The sequence below is a fragment of the Dictyobacter halimunensis genome, assembly GCF_036245075.1.
This window is the reverse complement of record NZ_BSRI01000001.1, coordinates 1,981,975-2,000,136: the sequence shown is the minus strand read 5'-3', so window position 1 is coordinate 2,000,136 and position 18,162 is coordinate 1,981,975. Positions and strand designations below refer to the sequence as shown.

Annotated in this window: 15 protein-coding genes; 9 read left to right on the top strand and 6 right to left on the bottom strand. The window is 53.6% G+C overall.

Annotated elements, in window-relative coordinates:
• Positions 1 to 60: 60 nt before the first annotated feature.
• Complete coding sequence (locus tag AABA21_RS07920) at positions 61 to 501, top strand: GNAT family N-acetyltransferase (protein ID WP_338248643.1); 441 nt, start codon at positions 61 to 63, stop codon at positions 499 to 501.
• A gap of 157 nt (positions 502 to 658) precedes the next feature.
• Here the strand turns inward: AABA21_RS07920 and AABA21_RS07915 are convergent, their stop codons facing one another.
• From AABA21_RS07915 to AABA21_RS07905, 3 genes are all read right to left on the bottom strand, one after another.
• Positions 659 to 1,042, bottom strand: coding sequence for a hypothetical protein (locus AABA21_RS07915; RefSeq protein WP_338248641.1), 384 nt, complete (start codon positions 1,040 to 1,042; stop codon positions 659 to 661).
• A gap of 400 nt (positions 1,043 to 1,442) precedes the next feature.
• The gene (gene pulA, locus AABA21_RS07910; protein ID WP_338248638.1) at positions 1,443 to 4,052 is read right to left on the bottom strand and encodes a type I pullulanase; all 2,610 of its coding nucleotides are present in this window, start codon (positions 4,050 to 4,052) and stop codon (positions 1,443 to 1,445) included.
• Between the two features lie 266 nt (positions 4,053 to 4,318).
• A complete protein-coding gene (locus AABA21_RS07905) occupies positions 4,319 to 5,245 on the bottom strand; it encodes an N-acetylmuramoyl-L-alanine amidase (protein ID WP_338248636.1) in 927 nt (308 codons plus the stop codon).
• A gap of 319 nt (positions 5,246 to 5,564) precedes the next feature.
• On the opposite strand from AABA21_RS07905, the gene AABA21_RS07900 reads away from it, so the two are divergent.
• Positions 5,565 to 7,754 (top strand): alpha-galactosidase, encoded by a 2,190-nt coding sequence (locus AABA21_RS07900; protein ID WP_338248633.1) that lies wholly within the window; start codon positions 5,565 to 5,567, stop codon positions 7,752 to 7,754.
• Positions 7,755 to 7,868: 114 nt separating this feature from the next.
• On the opposite strand, the gene AABA21_RS07895 is transcribed toward AABA21_RS07900, so the two are convergent.
• Positions 7,869 to 8,456, bottom strand: a complete 588-nt coding sequence (locus AABA21_RS07895; protein WP_338248630.1) for a GNAT family N-acetyltransferase — start codon at positions 8,454 to 8,456, stop codon at positions 7,869 to 7,871.
• Positions 8,457 to 8,650: 194 nt separating this feature from the next.
• On the opposite strand from AABA21_RS07895, the gene AABA21_RS07890 reads away from it, so the two are divergent.
• Positions 8,651 to 9,097, top strand: coding sequence for an OsmC family protein (locus AABA21_RS07890; RefSeq protein WP_338248628.1), 447 nt, complete (start codon positions 8,651 to 8,653; stop codon positions 9,095 to 9,097).
• A gap of 68 nt (positions 9,098 to 9,165) precedes the next feature.
• Here AABA21_RS07890 and AABA21_RS07885 read toward each other — a convergent pair whose 3' ends face one another.
• The gene (locus tag AABA21_RS07885) at positions 9,166 to 10,137 is read right to left on the bottom strand and encodes a zinc-ribbon domain-containing protein (protein ID WP_338248626.1); all 972 of its coding nucleotides are present in this window, start codon (positions 10,135 to 10,137) and stop codon (positions 9,166 to 9,168) included.
• Positions 10,138 to 10,557: 420 nt separating this feature from the next.
• Here AABA21_RS07885 and AABA21_RS07880 point away from each other — a divergent pair, with 420 nt between their 5' ends.
• Genes AABA21_RS07880 through AABA21_RS07860 form a run of 5 tightly spaced genes read left to right on the top strand, consistent with a single transcriptional unit; the run spans position 10,558 to position 14,919 of the window.
• Positions 10,558 to 11,154, top strand: a complete 597-nt coding sequence (locus AABA21_RS07880) for an RNA polymerase sigma factor (protein ID WP_338248625.1) — start codon at positions 10,558 to 10,560, stop codon at positions 11,152 to 11,154.
• Positions 11,151 to 12,413: a HEAT repeat domain-containing protein gene (locus tag AABA21_RS07875; protein WP_338248623.1), complete on the top strand. Its 1,263-nt coding sequence runs from the start codon at positions 11,151 to 11,153 to the stop codon at positions 12,411 to 12,413. Before AABA21_RS07880 ends, AABA21_RS07875 begins: the two co-directional genes overlap by 4 nt.
• A gap of 36 nt (positions 12,414 to 12,449) precedes the next feature.
• Complete coding sequence (locus AABA21_RS07870) at positions 12,450 to 13,190, top strand: hypothetical protein (protein ID WP_338248621.1); 741 nt, start codon at positions 12,450 to 12,452, stop codon at positions 13,188 to 13,190.
• Entirely contained in the window at positions 13,187 to 13,972 is a 786-nt protein-coding gene (locus AABA21_RS07865) for an ABC transporter permease (RefSeq protein ID WP_338248620.1), read from the top strand. The genes AABA21_RS07870 and AABA21_RS07865 overlap by 4 nt, the downstream gene beginning before the upstream one ends.
• A gap of 35 nt (positions 13,973 to 14,007) precedes the next feature.
• On the top strand, positions 14,008 to 14,919 hold the full coding sequence (locus tag AABA21_RS07860) for an ABC transporter ATP-binding protein (protein ID WP_338248618.1): 912 nt from the start codon (positions 14,008 to 14,010) through the stop codon (positions 14,917 to 14,919).
• Between the two features lie 274 nt (positions 14,920 to 15,193).
• On the opposite strand, the gene AABA21_RS07855 is transcribed toward AABA21_RS07860, so the two are convergent.
• On the bottom strand, positions 15,194 to 16,063 hold the full coding sequence (locus AABA21_RS07855) for a hypothetical protein (protein WP_338248616.1): 870 nt from the start codon (positions 16,061 to 16,063) through the stop codon (positions 15,194 to 15,196).
• Positions 16,064 to 16,328: 265 nt separating this feature from the next.
• Between AABA21_RS07855 and AABA21_RS07850 the strand changes: the two genes are divergently transcribed.
• Positions 16,329 to 18,134, top strand: coding sequence for a glycoside hydrolase family 36 protein (locus AABA21_RS07850; RefSeq protein WP_338248614.1), 1,806 nt, complete (start codon positions 16,329 to 16,331; stop codon positions 18,132 to 18,134).
• Positions 18,135 to 18,162 lie beyond the last annotated feature (28 nt).

The following is an 18,162-nucleotide window of genomic DNA, read 5'->3' as shown; positions in this document are numbered from 1 at the left end:
AGCCTTTGCCAGATTCGCATCCACACTGTCTGAATAGATATATGAAAAGGCGCCTATAGTATGAAGGTTGAAATCAATCTTGCGGCACGCGAGGAAAAATTTATCGTCCGAAACCTGCTAGAGCTCTGTCAGTACGATTACACTGAATTCACCTCCAGGAATATTGGCGACCACGGTCTCTTCGACTATCCCTATTTAGATCACTACTGGACCGACGAGAACCGCTTCCCCTTTTTAATTCGCGTGGATCAGAAGCTGGCTGGTTTTGTACTGGTGCAAAAACTAGATGAGGAACCCGCTACCTATAGCATGGTCGAATTCTTTATACTACGCAAATATCGGCAACAGGGATTAGGGCAGGTGGTCGCGCACCATATCTTTGATATGTTTCCGGGCCGCTGGCGCGTACGGCAAGATGTCGAGAATGAGGCTGCGCAGGCCTTCTGGCGCAAAGTAGTCAGGCGCTACACCGATAATCGCTATCAAGAAAGTCGAGATTAGGATACATCCTTCAGCGCTCAATATCTACCCTTTGTCCTTCCCCAATTCCACATATCCCTGCCATTAACACTGGATGAAAAGGAGGCGATGCATCCCTGCGCCCAATAGTGCATTAATCCCTTAATAACCGATATCATATGATAGATGTAAGGTCATTTTATGATGCAGAATAGCTTAAGGAGTGCCGCCGGTCCTGCACATCCTCTGTCACCAGGAATATAATCAAGAGCACTTCAATAGCCTTGGTCACGTATCCAATCGGCTCAGAGGGCTGACCTATCAAGAGCCACATCAGAATAGTGATTGCGGCATAAATGATCAAGGCATAGCGAACCAGGCGATGAAAGCCCGACAACTGTGGAAGAAACCATGCCACCAGCAGAACCAGGTAGCCGATACAATTGAGGATAAACCAGTTGCGTAAATCTTCCCCAGGCTGTACGGCCTCATAAAGATGAATCAGTGCCGTAGCCAGGGTACACACGATAATACCGAGTTGAACCGGGCCAATATGTATGCGTGTCAGTGTCATCTGTTTCATATTGTACTACTCCTCCCTTGTGGTAACGAGACCACAATTTACTCACTATCAACCAGCCACACCACCCTTTGTCGTCACAACCACATCTACTTCCACCCATCAACAAAGAGAGCATATACAATACAAGGGAACGCTAAAAAACTGGTACACCTCCTTTCCAATGCATTTCTATATCACTCACACAGTTCATCCTCAAAAAGTAAGCTGATAAGTAAATTTCTACATCATGTTTTTATACATTGTACACGCGCGGCATAATTTCCAGATGACAGCACCCGGTAAGAACCAGAAAAGATAGGAAAAAAAGAGGGATATGTTCGGGATATCAATGTTGCCGGGCATTGGCGAGGGGAAGGTCATAGATGGGATTCCTCCTTCTCGGAGGAATCCCGAACAGAGATTATTTCTGGTAGAGGACCATGGTAGTAATCGGCGGAACGGTGGCGCTGGCCGTTGCCTGGCCAAGCACCTGCTGTCCCATGGTGTTCGCGGTGCCGACGATGTTCCAGTTGCCAGCGGGTAGCGTCACATTGGCGGCGGTCTTGTTAGGATTGTAGACAACCATAATGTTTTTCCAGGCATCATGGTTGGCATGGTCCTTAAGCATGAAAGCCACGGTATTATCCGAGCTGTTCAAGAACACCAGGTCGTTCTTGATCTGGTCGGCGGTCGTCATGCGGAAGGCTGGATGGCTGTCGCGCAGTTTGATCAGGCCCGCATAGTAGCTAAAGACATCTTTATGCTGCTCCTTCAGGGACCAATCGAACTGATTGACGGCATCTCCGGCGTTATAGCTATTGTCGTTGCCACCCTTTGAGCGCAGCATCTCCTCGCCACCCTGCATGAATGGAATGCCCTGCGAGGTCATAACAACAGCCTGGGCCAATTCATCCATCTTGATGCGATCGCTGGCGCTATCATTGGGATTGCTGGCCGCGATCTTATCCCACAACGTCATGTTGTCGTGGCTGGTAACGTAGTTGATCGTCTCACGCGGGGAGGCGGTAAAGTCGTTGATACTGCCCTCCACGCCCTTTTTGATCACATCCGTCAGACCGGTCGCCCCGGTAGCAAAGCCCTGGGCGCTCTTGTCAAAGACGTTGCCGTCGAGACCATTGCGCAGGTTATCGTTGAAGACGGCCAGGTTAAGCCCCTTCTGCTGACCCTTGGTAAGCAACTGATTGGCCGGCAGCGCGGAGGTGCCCCCGGTCCATGGCTCGCCATGGATAAGGATGCCAGGATTGATCTCATGCAGCTCAGTCGAAATCTTCTTCATGGTATCGACGCCCAGCAGGGCCATCAGATCGAAGCGGAAGCCATCGACATGATACTCGTTAACCCAGTACTTGACCGAGTCCAGGATGAACTTCTGCACCATGGGACGCTCGGCCGCGATCTCGTTGCCGGTGCCAGAGCCGTTGGTATAGGCGCCCGAGAAATCGGTACGGTAGTAGTAGCCCGGCACGATCTTATCGAAATCGCTGATCTTGGTGGTGAAGGTATGGTTATAGACCACATCCATGATCACGCCAAGGCCCTGTTTGTGCAGGCCCTGCACCATCTGTTTAAACTCGGTGATGCGCGTGGTACCGTGGGGAGTAGTAGCGTAGGCACCCTCGGGCACATTGTAGTTGCGTGGATCATAGCCCCAGTTATACTGGTCGGGATTATTCTCGTCAATGCTGGCGAAACCGTAGGCAGGCATAACTTGCACATCGGTCACGCCCAGTTCCTTCAGGCTATCCACGCCTGTAGAAACGCCGCCGGGTCCCTTTGTTCCCGTTTCGGTGAAGGCCAGGAATTTCCCGTTGTTCTTCACACCAGAGTTCGGATTGATAGTGAAGTCGCGCGTATGGACCTCATAGATCACCGCGTCTTCCGGCTGGGCCGGTGTCTTATGCGTATCGAAGCGCCAGCCGGCGGGATTGGTATCATGCAGATCAACGATCATCGTACGTGTGCCATTAACGGCGATGGCCGTCGCGTAGGGATCGACCGCCGTCTGCGTCTGGCCCTGCACGGTCACCTGGTAGAGATAGTACCAGTTCTTCAGGTTGCCGCGCACACGCGCCTGCCAGGTTCCCTTATCGCCTTTATGCATGGCTACCGTCTGCGTCAGCGGTCCACTCTCGCTATTAAAGAGTTGGAGATTCACATCCGAAGCGGTCGGTGCCCAGACACGGAACGCCGTTGCTGACTCATCATAGCGGTTGCCGAGATCGTCGCCCTTATAGGTATACTGTGGAAGATTTAAGACGTTGCGTGGAATAATCGTTTTTGCCTTAACGTCCTTGAGCGCTACATTCACACTATGTGTGACATCCGGCACGCCATTCAGCTTAAGGGTTACCAGGCTGGATGACGTCGTTTTGGTAGGATCATAAGGTGTCACGCTATTGACGGAGATGGATTTGCCGCTGGTGATATCGACCACACTGGCATCGGCAGGGGCATAGGGAAAATTAATCGGGTTCGAGAGCTGTGCCACCACGGTCCGATTATCCTCTAGAAACGCGTTCACCACATGCGGCTTGCGCGCGTCCAGCGCGTCGTTCAACGTCGTATACACGTTGGGATCACCCGAAACGAGCCAGACCTCACCCTTACCATTGGTAATATTGATAAAGCGATTGGCGTCGATATCCTTCTCCTGCCAATCACCTTTACGCACAATAAAACCAACCTGGGCGGTATTCAGGGTCTGAGTTGTGTCCGGAGGAATCGACAGGGTCGCGACAGCACCGTAGCTGTCCTGAGAGGTAAAATTGTAGCTCGCCCCGTTGTGACCATTACCAGCGGTATCAATATTCCACATCCAGAGATTCCATTGATCGTAGGTATTATCTGGCCTGAAATAATGCACGGTCACAGAGACATTGGGAACTGTTCCAGCCGCTTTAACAGGTGCCGATTGGGCAAAGATAGCCGTCGTCAGCAGCACGAGCAGCACAGTAGTAACGCAGGCTTTCAATGCTTTCTTCGCATTGAAGCCATTCACTCCAGTGGTCATGGGTTTCCCTTCCTTGGAAAATACTGTGGTAGGATCGCGTTACCCACATCATGGATGAGGCAAAGAAGCAATAACGCCAGACGATGATCCTGCTATGTCCATCTGCATTAAATAATGTCAACCATAATGTTGGCATGGCAACTGTTTATATGTCAACCATATTCTTCTAGAAGATACCATCTAAAGCTCTAATTAGTCAAGGTTATGGCAATTATGTACACGAGATGTTTTCATGCTGCAATGCGGCATGAAAACATCTCGTGTCTTTATATTTCAGAGAGGGAGTGGATCTGGGTCAGTTTGGTAGATAGGGTATGGATGAGGGCATTTGAGCGTTGGAGCAGGAGCTGCTGTCCCAGGCCAGAATCGATATGGAGGAGATAGCAGGGGCCATGGATCGGTGGGGAATCAATTTTACGCTCGGGGTCGTACGCGATCAGCGCGCGTTCACAGGGAACAATGGCCGTATTCGGGTATTGGGGCAGGTGTATTTCATTGGCAAGGGGGAGACCAAATATAGAAGGGCCACCATGGCTACGATAGAAGGTCAGATTTGCTCCCTGCAATATGACACCGTTTTTACAGCGCCAGGTCCCGTGACCACCATCGGTAAAGAATAGCCTGACAACTGGATCATTCAGGTCGAGCATCTTTTTGTCCTCCAGAAATGTCCACAGACGTTCCCAGGGATAGTTTCCCGGGCAACGTCTGCGATTGATAGGATCAAGCGAAAAATGACCGGTAATGCCACCCCCGGCGTCAGCTTTACGCATAGGGATACCCCAGCGCTGACAGATGCTGTATACAAGCACAAAGCTGGTAAGCTGCTGCGGCTCGGTCAGAGCATCTGAATTGTCAAGCGATGGTTTGCAATGCTCAATCGCAATAGTGAGGAGATTAGGATTGATAGAGGTGTTCCAAAAGTTATCGTGTCCCCGTGTTAACTGACCATTGGACCAGGCACCATCGCGCTCGGATACACATTGTACGAGGGCGCCATCCTGACCAATAATATAGTGACAGCTCACAGGATTTAATGTGCCCTCGGTGGAGGCCAAATAGGCTGCGAGATCCTGCGCCCGGCGGCCGCCTGCCGATCCATGGAGAATGACATAGCGCGGGCGAAAGCCATCGCGATGAGCAAAAAAGTTGTTATTGGGAATTACAATGGCACCATGTTGCTCAGGAAGCATGTTCCCCTCCGTTCCACCACATTCTCCCACCAACTTCCCTCTTCAGGTCTGCATGACCCAACAACCTGCATCTGCCATCACAGAAGAGTTATTCAAAGTATAGCATAAAAGATGGAATATTGCCTCGCAAGGAAACATACACGTAGGTGTCGGGCTTGCCCCGACTTGTCGCGAAGCGCCCGGCTCCCGAACGCTCACGCTCCACCAAAGGTGATATCGTTCCCTGTGCAAAAACAAGCGGGCATTGACAGGTTACGGTAGAGAAGCTACCTTATATAAAAATAGTTATACTTTACAAACAGAAGGATAGAAGTTCCATATGCAGACCGATCAGATTATCCAGGGAGTTACGTCTGGAATTCATCAGCAGCCCGACGGGAAGAGCTGGTTGCTGGTCACCGAATATAGCACCTATGCGCTGGGAGTCAGCGAAGAAGGCTTACTCCTGCAACTTTATTGGGGGGCACGCCTGCCTCTTGGGACCGATATCGCGGCGGCCCGTCTCCCCAGGGAACGCAGCTCACAGGATGTCGCCCTGACGCTGGCGCCCGAGGTTTATCCCGTGATGGGTGGACTACGTTACGGGGAGATCGCGGCCCAGGCGGTCTTCTCCGACGGCACGCGCGACATTGATTTACGCTTCGCCAGCGCGGAGATAGGAGAGAAACAAGGATTACCAGAGCTGCGTCTGCATCTGCGCGACGCTGCCTACCCTTTAGAAGTGACCCTTAGCTACCGGGTCGATAGCAAAAATGATCTGATTATCCGCGCCGCCAGCTTTCACAATCTGGGCGACGAAGAGATCCTGCTGGAGCGGGCCTTTTCGGCGGCCTGGCATCTACCACAGCAATTCTCCTCGCGCCGTCTGACCACGCTGGCCGGACACTGGGCGGGCGAGAGCCGCGTCCAGCAACAGCCCATCGTGGCCGGCTCAGTACAGATCGAGTCGCGCAAAGGTGTAACCGGATCCACGGCCTATCCCTGGTTCGCCATCGATACCCAGGCCACCGAGCAGCAGGGCGAGGTTTATTTCGGCACCATCGCATGGAGCGGCAACTGGAACCTGCGCATCAGCACCCGCATCACCGGCGAAACCACCATCGCTGGCGGCATTCATGAGCATGATTTCGCCTGGGTGCTGGCGGGCAAACAGAGCTTTACCACACCTGACTTCGTCGCCGGCTTCGCCGAGGACGGATTTAATGGAGGGCGCCATCGCCTCCACAACTATGTGCGGCAGCATGTGCTACCACAGCCACAGGCCAGCCAGCCCCGGCCGGTCCTCTATAATTCCTGGGAGGCCACCACCTTTGATGTCAGCGAAGAGGGACAGAGCAAGCTGGCTGAACACGCGGCCGCCCTGGGGGTCGAGCTGTTCGTGGTTGATGACGGCTGGTTTCCAGCGCGCAACCACGACCACGCCGGGCTGGGCGACTGGCGCGTCGATCCGCAGAAGTTTCCCAATGGCCTGCAGCCGCTGGTGGATCGTGTGCATGGACTGGGCATGCAGTTCGGCATCTGGGTCGAGCCAGAGATGGTCAATCCCGATAGCGACCTCTACCGCGCTCATCCCGACTGGATCTACCATTTCCCCACGCGTTCACGCAGCGAGGCACGCAACCAGCTGGTGCTCAACGTTGGTCGCCAGGACGTGCAGGAATACCTGATTGATCTGCTAGACAAATTAATTGGTGATCATGGCGTCGACTTCATCAAGTGGGACATGAATCGTCCCATCTCCGAGCCTGGCTGGCCCGAATATGTCGCCGCCGGCCATAACGCGCGCGAAATCTGGGTGCGCCACGTTGAAGGTGTCTACACCATCATGGATACGCTCAGGGCACGCCATCCCAACCTGAGCATCGAATCCTGCGCAAGCGGCGGCAGTCGCGCCGACCTGGGCATCCTGGAGCGCACCGACCAGGTCTGGTCCAGCGACAACACCCATCCCGACGCCCGCCTCTTCATCCAGGAAGGCATCTCGCACATCCTGCCGGGCCGCGTCATGGGTGACTGGGTCACCGACACCCCCAGCGACCGCGTCCAGAATGAGATCCCGCTCACCTACCGCTTCCACGTCGCAATGATGGGTATGCTCGGCATCGGCGGTCACCTGCTGCACTGGAGTGAAGAGGACCTGGCTGAGGCCAGACGCTGGATCGCCGTCTACAAGCAGATCCGGCCGCTGGTACAGGACGGTGATCAGTACTGGCTAATCTCGCCAAGCGCCACAGCGGGAGACTGGGCCGCCGTGGAGAGCGTCGCACCAGACGCCAGTGAAGCGGTCGTCTTCGTCTATCGGCGCACCAATCCCTTCTGGGAAACCACGCCCAGGTTGCGCTTGCAAGGACTGACGCCCAACAGCACCTACCGCGTCCAGCTCATGGGACAGCCCGACGCAGAACCGCAGCAATACTCAGGAGCCTCCCTCATGCACCAGGGAATCGCACTCCCGCTGAGCCGCAGCTCCTACGCCAGCTGCATCCTGCACCTGCAAAAAGTATCCTAAAAGGTATCCAGGGTTGCTGACCCTAATCAATCAGGGGTGTTTTTCCCGTGCGCCGGGCGCACGGGAAAAACACCCCTGATTTCTAGCCCCAAATTTGGAAGAGAAAATGCGTTTTTAACGCATTTTCTCTTCCAAGTTCTCTTTTACCTGCTTCCATTCGGTATTGATGATGCTGTAGTAGACCGAATGGCGATAATGGCCATCGGGCATGATCATATGGTTGCGCAGCACTCCCTCTTTGGCACCGCCGATGCGTTCGATGGCGCGCTGGGAGCGCAGGTTGCGGCTATCGGTCTTCAATTGCACGCGGATCGCGTGCGCCTGTTCAAAGGCGTAACGCAACAATAGATACTTACACTCGGTATTAACGCCGGTACGCCGGACAGATGGAGCGATCCAGGTCCAGCCAATCTCCAAACCGTAATCCTTCGGCATAATGGCCAGGTAGCGTGTCGAGCCAATGGCGCGCCCGCTGCGCTGATCGATGATGGCGAAGGGCAAAACCGAACCCGACTGCTGCAACTGCAAAGCCTCGTCGATCCAATGCCGCATAGCCTGTAGCGAGGTGCTCGGATTGAAGGACATATACAACCATGTTTCAGGCTCCTGGGCCGCCTCAAACAAATCTTCCGCATGACTCAACTGTAGCAGCTCTAAACGTATCACATTTCCTGTCAATGTGACCGGCTCAATCTGCATCATAAACGTTCTCGCATCCTTTCCGCTCAAATGGTTCAAGCAGATTATACGTAACAGGCAAGCGCATGCGAAGATCCACTTTTTCATTCGTGAGCCATACCACTCACAAAATTAAGAAAATCGTCCTTCCAGGTAAACAGTTGATAACCTGCCTCTCCCCGAAGCGTAAAGATAATTAAATAGGAGGAATCTACATAATGAAGACAACAATGCATGTTCAGGCCACGCGTGGAACAGGGCTTAACTTCGCCATCGATACAGGTTCGGGCCATAGTATGCTGCTGGATACAGTTGATCTTGAGCCGGGAGAGAGCGCTGGTCCCTGCCCAACCGAGTTGCTGCTAGCGGCCCTGGCAGGCTGCGCCGGCATGGCTATTACACCGATCCTGCAAAAAATGAAGCAGGGCATCGAAAGCTATACCATACAGGTTAGCGGAGAAAAAACACTACAGCCACCATATATCTTTCACACCATTACGGTCGAGCACCACTTTAGCGGGCCTGGCATAGATGAAGACGTGGTTCGGAGGGCGCTTGAACTGGTAGAAAAGAAGTATTGCTCCGTCGGAGCTATGCTCAACGCCGACGTGCATGTCACCCATAGCATCCACATCCACCATACAAACACTGTCAGCAACGTATGACGCGGGGATAATTATCAATCAGAGGCGGGTCAGAAGCGCCCTGGAGGGCGCTCCTTCCGCGAAGACATTTAATTGGTGACGGTAAAATGGACGACCTGGGCCAGTTTCCCATCGCTACAGGTGGAGGTATGGCACCAGTATATCTCCGCCGCCCCATCTGTGGTCGCCAGATAATATTTCGCGCCAAAGTAACCCACTGTCTCTTGTTTATCCAATTTCAGAGGATCATCCTTTAAGATGCTCTCACTGCCGCGATAGAAGCGCACATTCACCCAATCTTGTTCTTTGGTAATATCATACTTACCGGGATCGAGGTGGAACGTGACATAGATCGGCTGATTGATTTTGAAGGTCGTGCCGACCGTGCCCGCCTTGGGCTCCAACGTATCTTTATCAACGTCGCTGGCCGTCTGTGGATGGATAATGATCGATGCGGCCACCGGATCAATTGGATTGCCAGAAGGCGTATTGTTATTGTTGGTCTGGGTAGTGGTGCCCGTTGTCGGGGTTGGTGTAACACCGGCTGGCGTCGGCGTCTTGGTCGCGACGGCGGTCGGGGTTGAGTCGGTTTGACTTACACCCGAAAACTTAGTGGCGAAAACCACAGAAGCGATACAGGCCACCACCAGCAGCAACGCTACGATACCGATAATCAGGCCTACCTTTGATTTTTTGCGTGGGGGCGAGTAAGGTGGCTGAGGTCCGGGAGCACCAGGATAGCCACTACCTTGCTGGAAATTATTCGCAGGCTGATTATAGGGCGGATACTGCTGCTGTCCCGGCTGATTATATGGTGCCGACGAATAATTCTGGTTATAGGGCGATGAACTCTGCTGACCTGATTGGTAGGAGCCGCCGCCATAGCTGGGTGGTGGTGGTACAGGTGTACTACCATAGCTCGTTGGGGGCGTTGGCCCCGCGTAAGCGGTTGGCGGCAACTGTCCCTGCTGATTGTCATTCGATGGTGGCACTGCTGAACCGCACGAAGGGCACGCATTAGCACCAGGGGGAATGGGCGCTCCACAAACACGACACTGCATATACTTTCTCCTCACCTGATTTTTTCAGAATACCTAAAATAAATCCACAAAGTATGAGAACGATGACAAATGTTAGCTTACCTCATATAGTTTTAAAAGAATATGATTTTCACCACAATATATATGAGAATTTCGATACATTTGTTGCTGATTGGACTTCATGCCATGGAAGATTGATGTTTGGCCCCACATCATAAAAACGCGGAACGCATACAAAATTTCGGGACGAATATATAGACGTTGAACAATGCATTAAGCCCAATTATAAAAACATCTGCGCTAAAGTGCAACCATTGATCAATGTTCTGGTATTTACAGGGTGGAAAGACAAATCTGGTAAGAAAGGACGCTATCAGATCAGGCGTGTTGCATACAGTCAGGCATAGGCCAGCAATACTGATCGCCTGGGATAACATAACCATGAACGTGACGGAAGAAGAATTGCCGATACTGCTCGCCGCAAATCTGCATCAACATTTTCAGCAGCTGGTGTTGTGCTATCAACATCGCCTCTATACCTTTGCCTATCGTTTATGCGCCGGCCAGCAGAATGCAGAAGATATTGTGCAGGAAGCATTCGTTAACGCGTATGTTTCACTCGAAAATTATACGCCTGAACGTATACGTACGCTAAAGCTCCGTGCCTGGCTCTACCGGGTCACGCTGAATGTTTATACACACTCACTGCGTGGCACACGCCTGCACGTCGTTCCGCTGGACACCACTGGGGACAGTCCTATGCTAGAGATCGCGGATCGCCCCGAGGAGCAGCCGGAATGCCTCTTCGAGCAGATAGAGCAGCAGCGAGAATTGGCATGCTTGCTCGCACGGCTACCAGATAAATATCGCATCTGCATTACCTGCTACTATTTCGAGCATTTCACATACCAGGAGATCGCGGAGCTGCTGGATCAACCTCTCGGAACGGTGAAGTCCTCTGTCTCGCGCGGAATACGCCAGCTACGTACGCTCTTTGAGGCAACATCACAACAGGAAGGGAGAAAGGAGAAACGATGAATCCACAAGATCATGATGCACGAGAAAACCAGGCCACCTGGCGCGCCCAGAAACAAGCTCCAGAAACCCTTCTAGCCGATGTACTGGCACGGCTCGAACAGCGGCAGCCTTATCTACAATCCGATTTAGCGCTCGCAGAGCAGCGAGCCGGACTCATCCACCCGGCCTGGGAGATACGCGCCGCCACCGTACGCGCGCTGGATGGGAAAGACGATGCGCCCACACTTGAGTTGCTGCGTACAGCATTAGAGGATGAGCATCGCCTGGTGCGGGTCGCGGCCTTACACGTGGCAGGTCATATGAAAAAGCATATCCCACTGGAATATCTGTTGCGCGCACTGTCGGACAGGGATTGGGAGGTCCGCGAGATGGCCGTACTGGCACTGGGAGAGCTTCAGACACAGACGGTGGATCTGTTCCCCGCTTTGCTACGTGTAGCTCAACACGATTCCGATGGGGTTGTTCGCGATGCCGCCCGCTATGCCCTGTCCTGCAATCATAGCGAACAGGCATCCCGGGCAACCGCTGATGTATCCGACACTTCCGCAATCGAGGAAGCAGAAACAACCAGGATAGCACCACCATCCTTACACATTAGCAGCATCAGCAAGAATATAGGAAATCCATGCTGGCACTATGTTCTGTTACTGCACAGGCAGTGCGCCCTGCTGCATAAGACCATCTGGCTCTGGTCGTTCGTAATCATCCTGTTCGGCACCATCTTGAGCATTGTAGCGCTAGAGAAAACGGGCATGCACAACACCACCTTCTACCTGGCTCTATTCGCCTGTATTTCCGCCAGTTCGGGGACCGCCTTCCTGTACGGCGGCGAGAACGACGCGGGTTTAGAATTAACTATGGCCACGCCGACATCGATACGTGTTGTGATGCTGTTCCGCTTTCTGCTGCTTGTGGGCTATAACCTGCTCCTCTCCCTGCTAGCATCTGGCATCCTGGCCCTGCTGCAAGGTGGAAACATCTGGGGCATCATCCATCTCTGGCTGGCTCCCATGATACTGTTCGCTATGACGGCCTTCTCTATCTCGTTATTGTTGGGTTCCTGGGTCGCAGTACTGATTACGCTACTCATCAACGCCTCGCGGGCATTGAATCTGCACATAGATACGGGCGTCTTCAGTATCTACCTGGCCGCACCCGCGAACTGGCAGATCAATCCAATGTTCTTTGTGGTCGCCGCAGCCTTATTGCTGGTGGCGATCGTCTATGCGCCCCGGCAACCACGCCTGGTGGAAATGTAATTAGAAATATGATCACCAGCTTTATGAGGAAGAACTATGTTCGTTGATCGGCTCTACTATGAGATCAAACTTTTAGGGAAGAAGGCACTGCTCACACCTCTTCTCTTAGTCATCGGCTTTGTGCTGCTGGCATTTATACTTAATGCCAGGCACGTTGATCCCGCGCGCACCTTACAGGGTGGAGTGGAAATGATGATACCGATCGCCATCGGCTCTATGGTTGGGACCGTCATTGCTCAGGATCCGGCTCTGGAGCTGCAGTTGACGGTGCCGCGCAAATATCATCACACCGGCATCCTGCGCTTTTTATGCCTGCTCGTACTGGGTGTGGTACTATCGGTGATTTACATCAACACACTGGCGGCCGTACACATGCTCTACCTGCCAAAATTCACCCAGCAGTGGTCGCCGCTCAGCATCTTTCTGGTCATACAATTGATCTGGCTGGCCCCCTTACTCTGGTGTATGGCGGCTGGTGGTTGCTTCTCGCTTCTTCTGCAAAGCCGTACGGCCGGGGTCGCGCTCTTATGCGCCATCTGGATCGCAGAGATCGTCTTTAAAGACTTTATTGCTTTAAACAACTGGCTACGTCCCTTCCTGCTTTTTCCCGCTACACTGGTTGGTTTTCCACCCACCAACGCGACACCAGAGCAATACAACATGTACTTTTTGCAGCCGCATTACGAGCTGCTCGCCATCACTACCCTCATCCTGATTATAGGTTGGCTCCTTTTGCGTAACGCCGAAAGAATGTTGAAAGGAAGTACAGAAGAATGAATAACGGTATAACTGCGTGCGGAGGCGCCTTTCGCTATGAATTCTTGATGCAGATACGGCGGCGCTCTTTATGGATCAGTCTACTGCTCGTAGGGCTACTTCAGATCATGATCTATGTACCGCACCTGAACGCGCTCATCAATCTCTACTTTCAAATACCGATCAACCAGACCATGGCCGAGCTGGCTCTGATGGTGAATACCCTTTTGCCGGCCGCCTTTGGTTGTCTGATCGCCGATCGCCTCCCGCGAGATCGGCGCACCAGGGTGGAAGAACTATTGATGACCATGCCACAGTCCTCAGGTGTACGGCTGATCGGAAAATACCTTGGCAGCGTCTGCGCCACCCTGATACCGGTGCTTGTTTTCTTTTTGCTCGGCACAGGCTTTGTCCTCTACCACTCAGGGGACATGGCGTGTATACCGCTAGCGCTCGCGGCTTTTGCCGTCATCATCCTGCCCGGAATCCTCTTCATCAGCGCCTTCTCGTTGGCCTGTCCCGCCATCATGTGGGTGCCTCTCTATCAGTTCTGTTTTGTTGGCTACTGGTTCTGGGGCAACTTCCTGGGTCCGAGAAACGGTATTCCAACCCTCAGCGATACCATCCTGACACCGTCAGGCAAACTCATGGCGGCCGGCATCTTCGGCCTGGATCCAAAGCATAGCGGGATAATTGCCTCTCCAATCCAGGGCTGGGAGAGCCTCTCGCTACTGATTGGCCTGGCGGGGCTGGCTCTGTGCGTACTATGGCTGGTGCTGCGCTGGCAGCAGGCCCGGCAATAACGTTATAGCTATCACACGACAAGGAGCTTTTCAGCATGCAAATAGTGATTGAAGACCTGACCAAGAACTATCGAGGCAATGTACAGGCATTAAAAGGGGTAGATTTAACGATTGAGAGCGGTATGTTTGGTCTGCTCGGACCCAACGGGGCTGGCAAAACGACCCTCATGCGTCTGCTGGCTGGCATCCTCTATCCCTCCTCGGGCAGCATCCAGGTGGGGCCATACGATGGAACGACCGAGCGAGGGCGTACAGAGATCAAGCGCATGTTAGGATATCTCCCCCAGGATCTCGGTATGTATCCCGATCTCAGCGCGCGCGAGTTTCTAGATTACGTGGCTATCCTGAAGGGTTTAGATCAGCGTCAGCAGCGTAAGGCTCGGGTCGAAGAGCTGCTTGAGATGGTTGCATTGAGCGATGTCGCCCGGCGCAAGATCAAAACCTTTTCAGGCGGTATGAAACGCCGCGTCGGCATCGCGCAGGCTCTGCTCAACAATCCACAGATCTTAATCGTTGATGAGCCTACAGCTGGACTCGATCCAGAGGAGCGCATCCGCTTTCGTAATCTCCTCAGCGACCTGGGAGGCAATCGTACCGTGTTACTTTCGACCCATATCGTGGAAGACATCGCGCAGACATGCCATAAACTGGCCGTCATGCGCGCGGGCGAAATCATCTTCCACGGCACCACAGCCGACCTGATACAGCAAACGACCGACAAGATCTGGCTGCTCACCGCCACACAGGGACAGAAGCCACAGGGGGACTTTATTGTAGTCTCAACCCTGCATATGGCGCAAGGCATGCAGTACCGCGTGGTCGGTGAGGAAAGCGCCATCCGTCAACTGGCGGGTATCAGCGTTACGCCAACCGAACCGGGACTGGAAGATGGCTATGTCTGGCTCATGCGTGAGCAGCGAACCCTCGACAGGCAACCGGCTTATTAAATGGCGGACCGCCGGGTACCGCGTATTCAGGGCATGGGATCGCTTCGCGACAAAGCCGGGGCGAGGGCCACGAAAACACATGTGGGATACCTGTTCATGCGGCGAGGAGAAATCGGCCGCAAGGGCCGAACCTACGATGGGCGTGTTCGTGCGTGAAGGAGAAATCGGCCGCAAGGGCCGAACCTACGATGTTCGTTTCCTTTGGCTTTCATTTTCTCATTTTTTTAAATTGAAGGTATTGGGGGCAAGCCCGGCACCTACGGGGGGTATGCGGTTATGCCCGGCGGTCGTCGTCTTTTTGCTTTTTGATGCGTTCGGCTACCTTTTGCTGGGCCTGCGCGAGCACCTGCCAGCCTGGATTGAAAACTTTGTGTCCCGGCTCGTGGGGGCCGACCAGCTCTTCAAAGCGATTGCGCGTGAAGAAGCGCTCGAAGCCCGGCACATCTGAGCAGAGCATCAATATCAGTTCGTCCAGCGATCTGGAGGGGAATCTGGCGCTACTGAACTGGACCAGTCCACGCGGCCGCTCGATCTGGCATGTGTACTGAAATCCTTGCTGATCGTCGAGCTGCCTCTGGCGAATTTTGACCACCATGCCTTCGGCATTTTCCGCTTCGAGTTCCCGTTCTTGCTGATGATTTTTGACGTAGTAGGCGTTAAGCTGGCGCTGGAGCAGATCGATATGCGCCTCGATAAAGGTCGGTAGCGCTACCTGTGCGCGCTCACCTTCGTGCTTGATCAACTTGACCGTGCCTGGACCGTACCAGATCTCAACCCAATGCTGTTTGGGGAATCGTGTATCAAATGCCAGCACATTGAGCCGGGCAGTAACCAGGGCGGGCAAGATCGGCCCACCTTCACGGCGCGCGTGCTGCTCTTCGCCTCGTATCCAGCTCCAGCCCCCGATAGAGTCGTTGTAGCCAAAGGCCCAGCACATCGTACCATCCGTCTCGATCAGCTCTTCAACTTCATAGGTATCATACGTCCGTATCAGAAAGTGCCTGATCTCTTCAAACAGCCCATGCCAGAACGTGCCATTGCGAGGGCCTGGATCCAATTGCCGCCGCTGCATGTGCAACATAATAAAATCTACAGATGCTTCGATATAAGGTTCGATGTAATCGACGAACTCAACACTATCCACGTAGTCTCCTTTGTGCAGCGCGTCTCAAAGCGAGGATCATCAATCAGCGCGCTATATCCTTTGCCAGATGCTATTGTAAATAAAACAATGCAGTCGAAGCAAATTCCCCATGTGAGCAAAATGCAACAAATCCTCTTTATAGTATACCCATAGAATCAAATCCTGGCTATAATTGTGCCCACACCGTTGTGATCTGGATAGATAAAGGACGCATAGATATGGTAGACTTTCCATAATGTATTGTACAACGATGGAGTTAAATATTATGACAACTATTTCTGGTGTGGCATCGACAATTTCTATCACGGGTACGGGAGACAACTTTTCGGCACGGCACACGGTGACAGAGGTAAACGCCGGTTTGTCGTTGATCGAACTACATATTACGGCCAACGATGGGCAAGCGCGGCCGGCTCCGCGCATCAGCGTCAGCTGGTCGCTGCCCATGCACGATATCTATAGCCTCTGGCATTCGGGCAGCGATCGCAACAAAAATATTCCGGCCGACTGGTCGCGTGGGAACATCGCGAAGGTGACGTCGCAGATGCCGGTTGTCAGCTTCTATAGCTACCATGGAGAAAACCGGCTGACCGCGGCCTTCTCAGACGCGCTAGAGGCCGTCGAGATCAAGGCGGGGGTAAGTGAAGAGACTGGCGAGCTGCATTGCTCCCTCAATCTGTTTGTGGAATCTTCACCCGAGCTGGCTGACTATACAGCCACGCTACGCCTGGATACGCGTGCCATCCCTTACTACACAGCCCTGGACAATGTTCAGCGGTGGTGGGCCGAGCAACCAGGATACGAACCGGCCCCGGTACCAGAGCCGGCGCGCCTTCCCATGTACTCCACCTGGTATAGCTTCCACCAGCAGCTAGAGCCCGCCGCCATCGAGGCCCAGTGCCGCATCGCCAAAGAGCTTGGCTGTGAGGCGGTCATCGTGGATGATGGCTGGCAAACGATCAATAACGAGCGTGGTTACGCCTACTGTGGTGACTGGGAAGTAGCCACAGAGAAGATACCAGACATGAAGGCCCACGTCGCCAGGGTGCATGAACTGGGCATGAAATACGTCCTATGGTACTCGGTCCCCTTCGTGGGCCAGCACAGCAAGGCGTGGTCGCGTTTCAACAACCGCATGCTGCACACCATCGAGCGCCTGGGGGCTGGTGTACTTGATCCGCGCTACCCCGAGGTGCGCGAATATCTTATCCAGCTCTACGAAAAAGCCCTGGTCGAATGGGATCTGGACGGCTTCAAACTGGACTTCGTAGATGCTTTCCGGGCCGAGCCGCGCTTCCCCCAGCCTCCACTGGCCTCAACGTCCCCGGCCACCCCGGAGGAGGGGCGCGACGAACAATCGATCGATAAGGCCGTGGATCGCCTGCTCACCGATGTCATGGTACGCCTCAGAGCCATCAAACCCGACATCTTGATTGAGTTCCGACAGTCGTATGTGGGACCGCTGATGCGCAAGTATGGCAACATGTTCCGCGCAGGAGATTGTCCTTACGAGTTCATCACCAACCGCGTGCGCACACTGGATATTCGCCTGCTGTGCGGACAGACCGCCGCCCATGCCGATATGCTGATGTGGCATCCGAATGAACCGGCCGAGGTCGTAGCCCAGCAATTAATCAACGTTCTCTTCTCGGTCCCGCAGATATCGGTTCTGCTTGATAAGCTACCAGCCATGCATCTCGAAGTGGTACGCTACTGGCTGGCCTTCTGGCGTCAACATCGTGACATCCTGATGGATGGAACGCTCATGCCCGCGCATCCAGAAGTGCTCTATCCTATGGTCAGCGCCGCCACCGAGGATAAACACCTGATCGTATCTTATCAAGACAACGTCATAACGCTGCCAGACTCCATGCCGGAGGAGCTCATCGTCATCAATGGCAGTCAGGAACAGCGGCTCGTTCTGGAGGTCACAGCGGATAGTGGATCGCGCCAGTTGCATATTCGCGACTGCCGCGGCCAGAGCATCCAGCAAGCAGAACTGGCCCTGAGTTCTGGCCTGCACGTACTCAACGTGCCAGCCTCCGGCACCGTCACCCTAAATAAACATTAAGAGTGTCAGGCACACTTTTTTCTGGCGT

Bases quoted from the DNA above. Each gene is read 5' to 3' on its own strand.
- AABA21_RS07875 (WP_338248623.1), top strand. From the start codon at position 11,151: ATGAATCCACAAGATCATGATGCACGAGAAAACCAGGCCACCTGGCGC.
- AABA21_RS07905 (WP_338248636.1), bottom strand. From the start codon at position 5,245: ATGCTTCCTGAGCAACATGGTGCCATTGTAATTCCCAATAACAACTTT.
- AABA21_RS07880 (WP_338248625.1), top strand. From the start codon at position 10,558: ATGAACGTGACGGAAGAAGAATTGCCGATACTGCTCGCCGCAAATCTG.
- AABA21_RS07920 (WP_338248643.1), top strand. From the start codon at position 61: ATGAAGGTTGAAATCAATCTTGCGGCACGCGAGGAAAAATTTATCGTC.
- AABA21_RS07860 (WP_338248618.1), top strand. From the start codon at position 14,008: ATGCAAATAGTGATTGAAGACCTGACCAAGAACTATCGAGGCAATGTA.
- AABA21_RS07850 (WP_338248614.1), top strand. From the start codon at position 16,329: ATGACAACTATTTCTGGTGTGGCATCGACAATTTCTATCACGGGTACG.
- AABA21_RS07915 (WP_338248641.1), bottom strand. From the start codon at position 1,042: ATGAAACAGATGACACTGACACGCATACATATTGGCCCGGTTCAACTC.
- pulA (WP_338248638.1), bottom strand. From the start codon at position 4,052: ATGACCACTGGAGTGAATGGCTTCAATGCGAAGAAAGCATTGAAAGCC.
- AABA21_RS07865 (WP_338248620.1), top strand. From the start codon at position 13,187: ATGAATAACGGTATAACTGCGTGCGGAGGCGCCTTTCGCTATGAATTC.
- AABA21_RS07890 (WP_338248628.1), top strand. From the start codon at position 8,651: ATGAAGACAACAATGCATGTTCAGGCCACGCGTGGAACAGGGCTTAAC.
- AABA21_RS07895 (WP_338248630.1), bottom strand. From the start codon at position 8,456: ATGATGCAGATTGAGCCGGTCACATTGACAGGAAATGTGATACGTTTA.
- AABA21_RS07885 (WP_338248626.1), bottom strand. From the start codon at position 10,137: ATGCAGTGTCGTGTTTGTGGAGCGCCCATTCCCCCTGGTGCTAATGCG.
- AABA21_RS07870 (WP_338248621.1), top strand. From the start codon at position 12,450: ATGTTCGTTGATCGGCTCTACTATGAGATCAAACTTTTAGGGAAGAAG.
- AABA21_RS07900 (WP_338248633.1), top strand. From the start codon at position 5,565: ATGCAGACCGATCAGATTATCCAGGGAGTTACGTCTGGAATTCATCAG.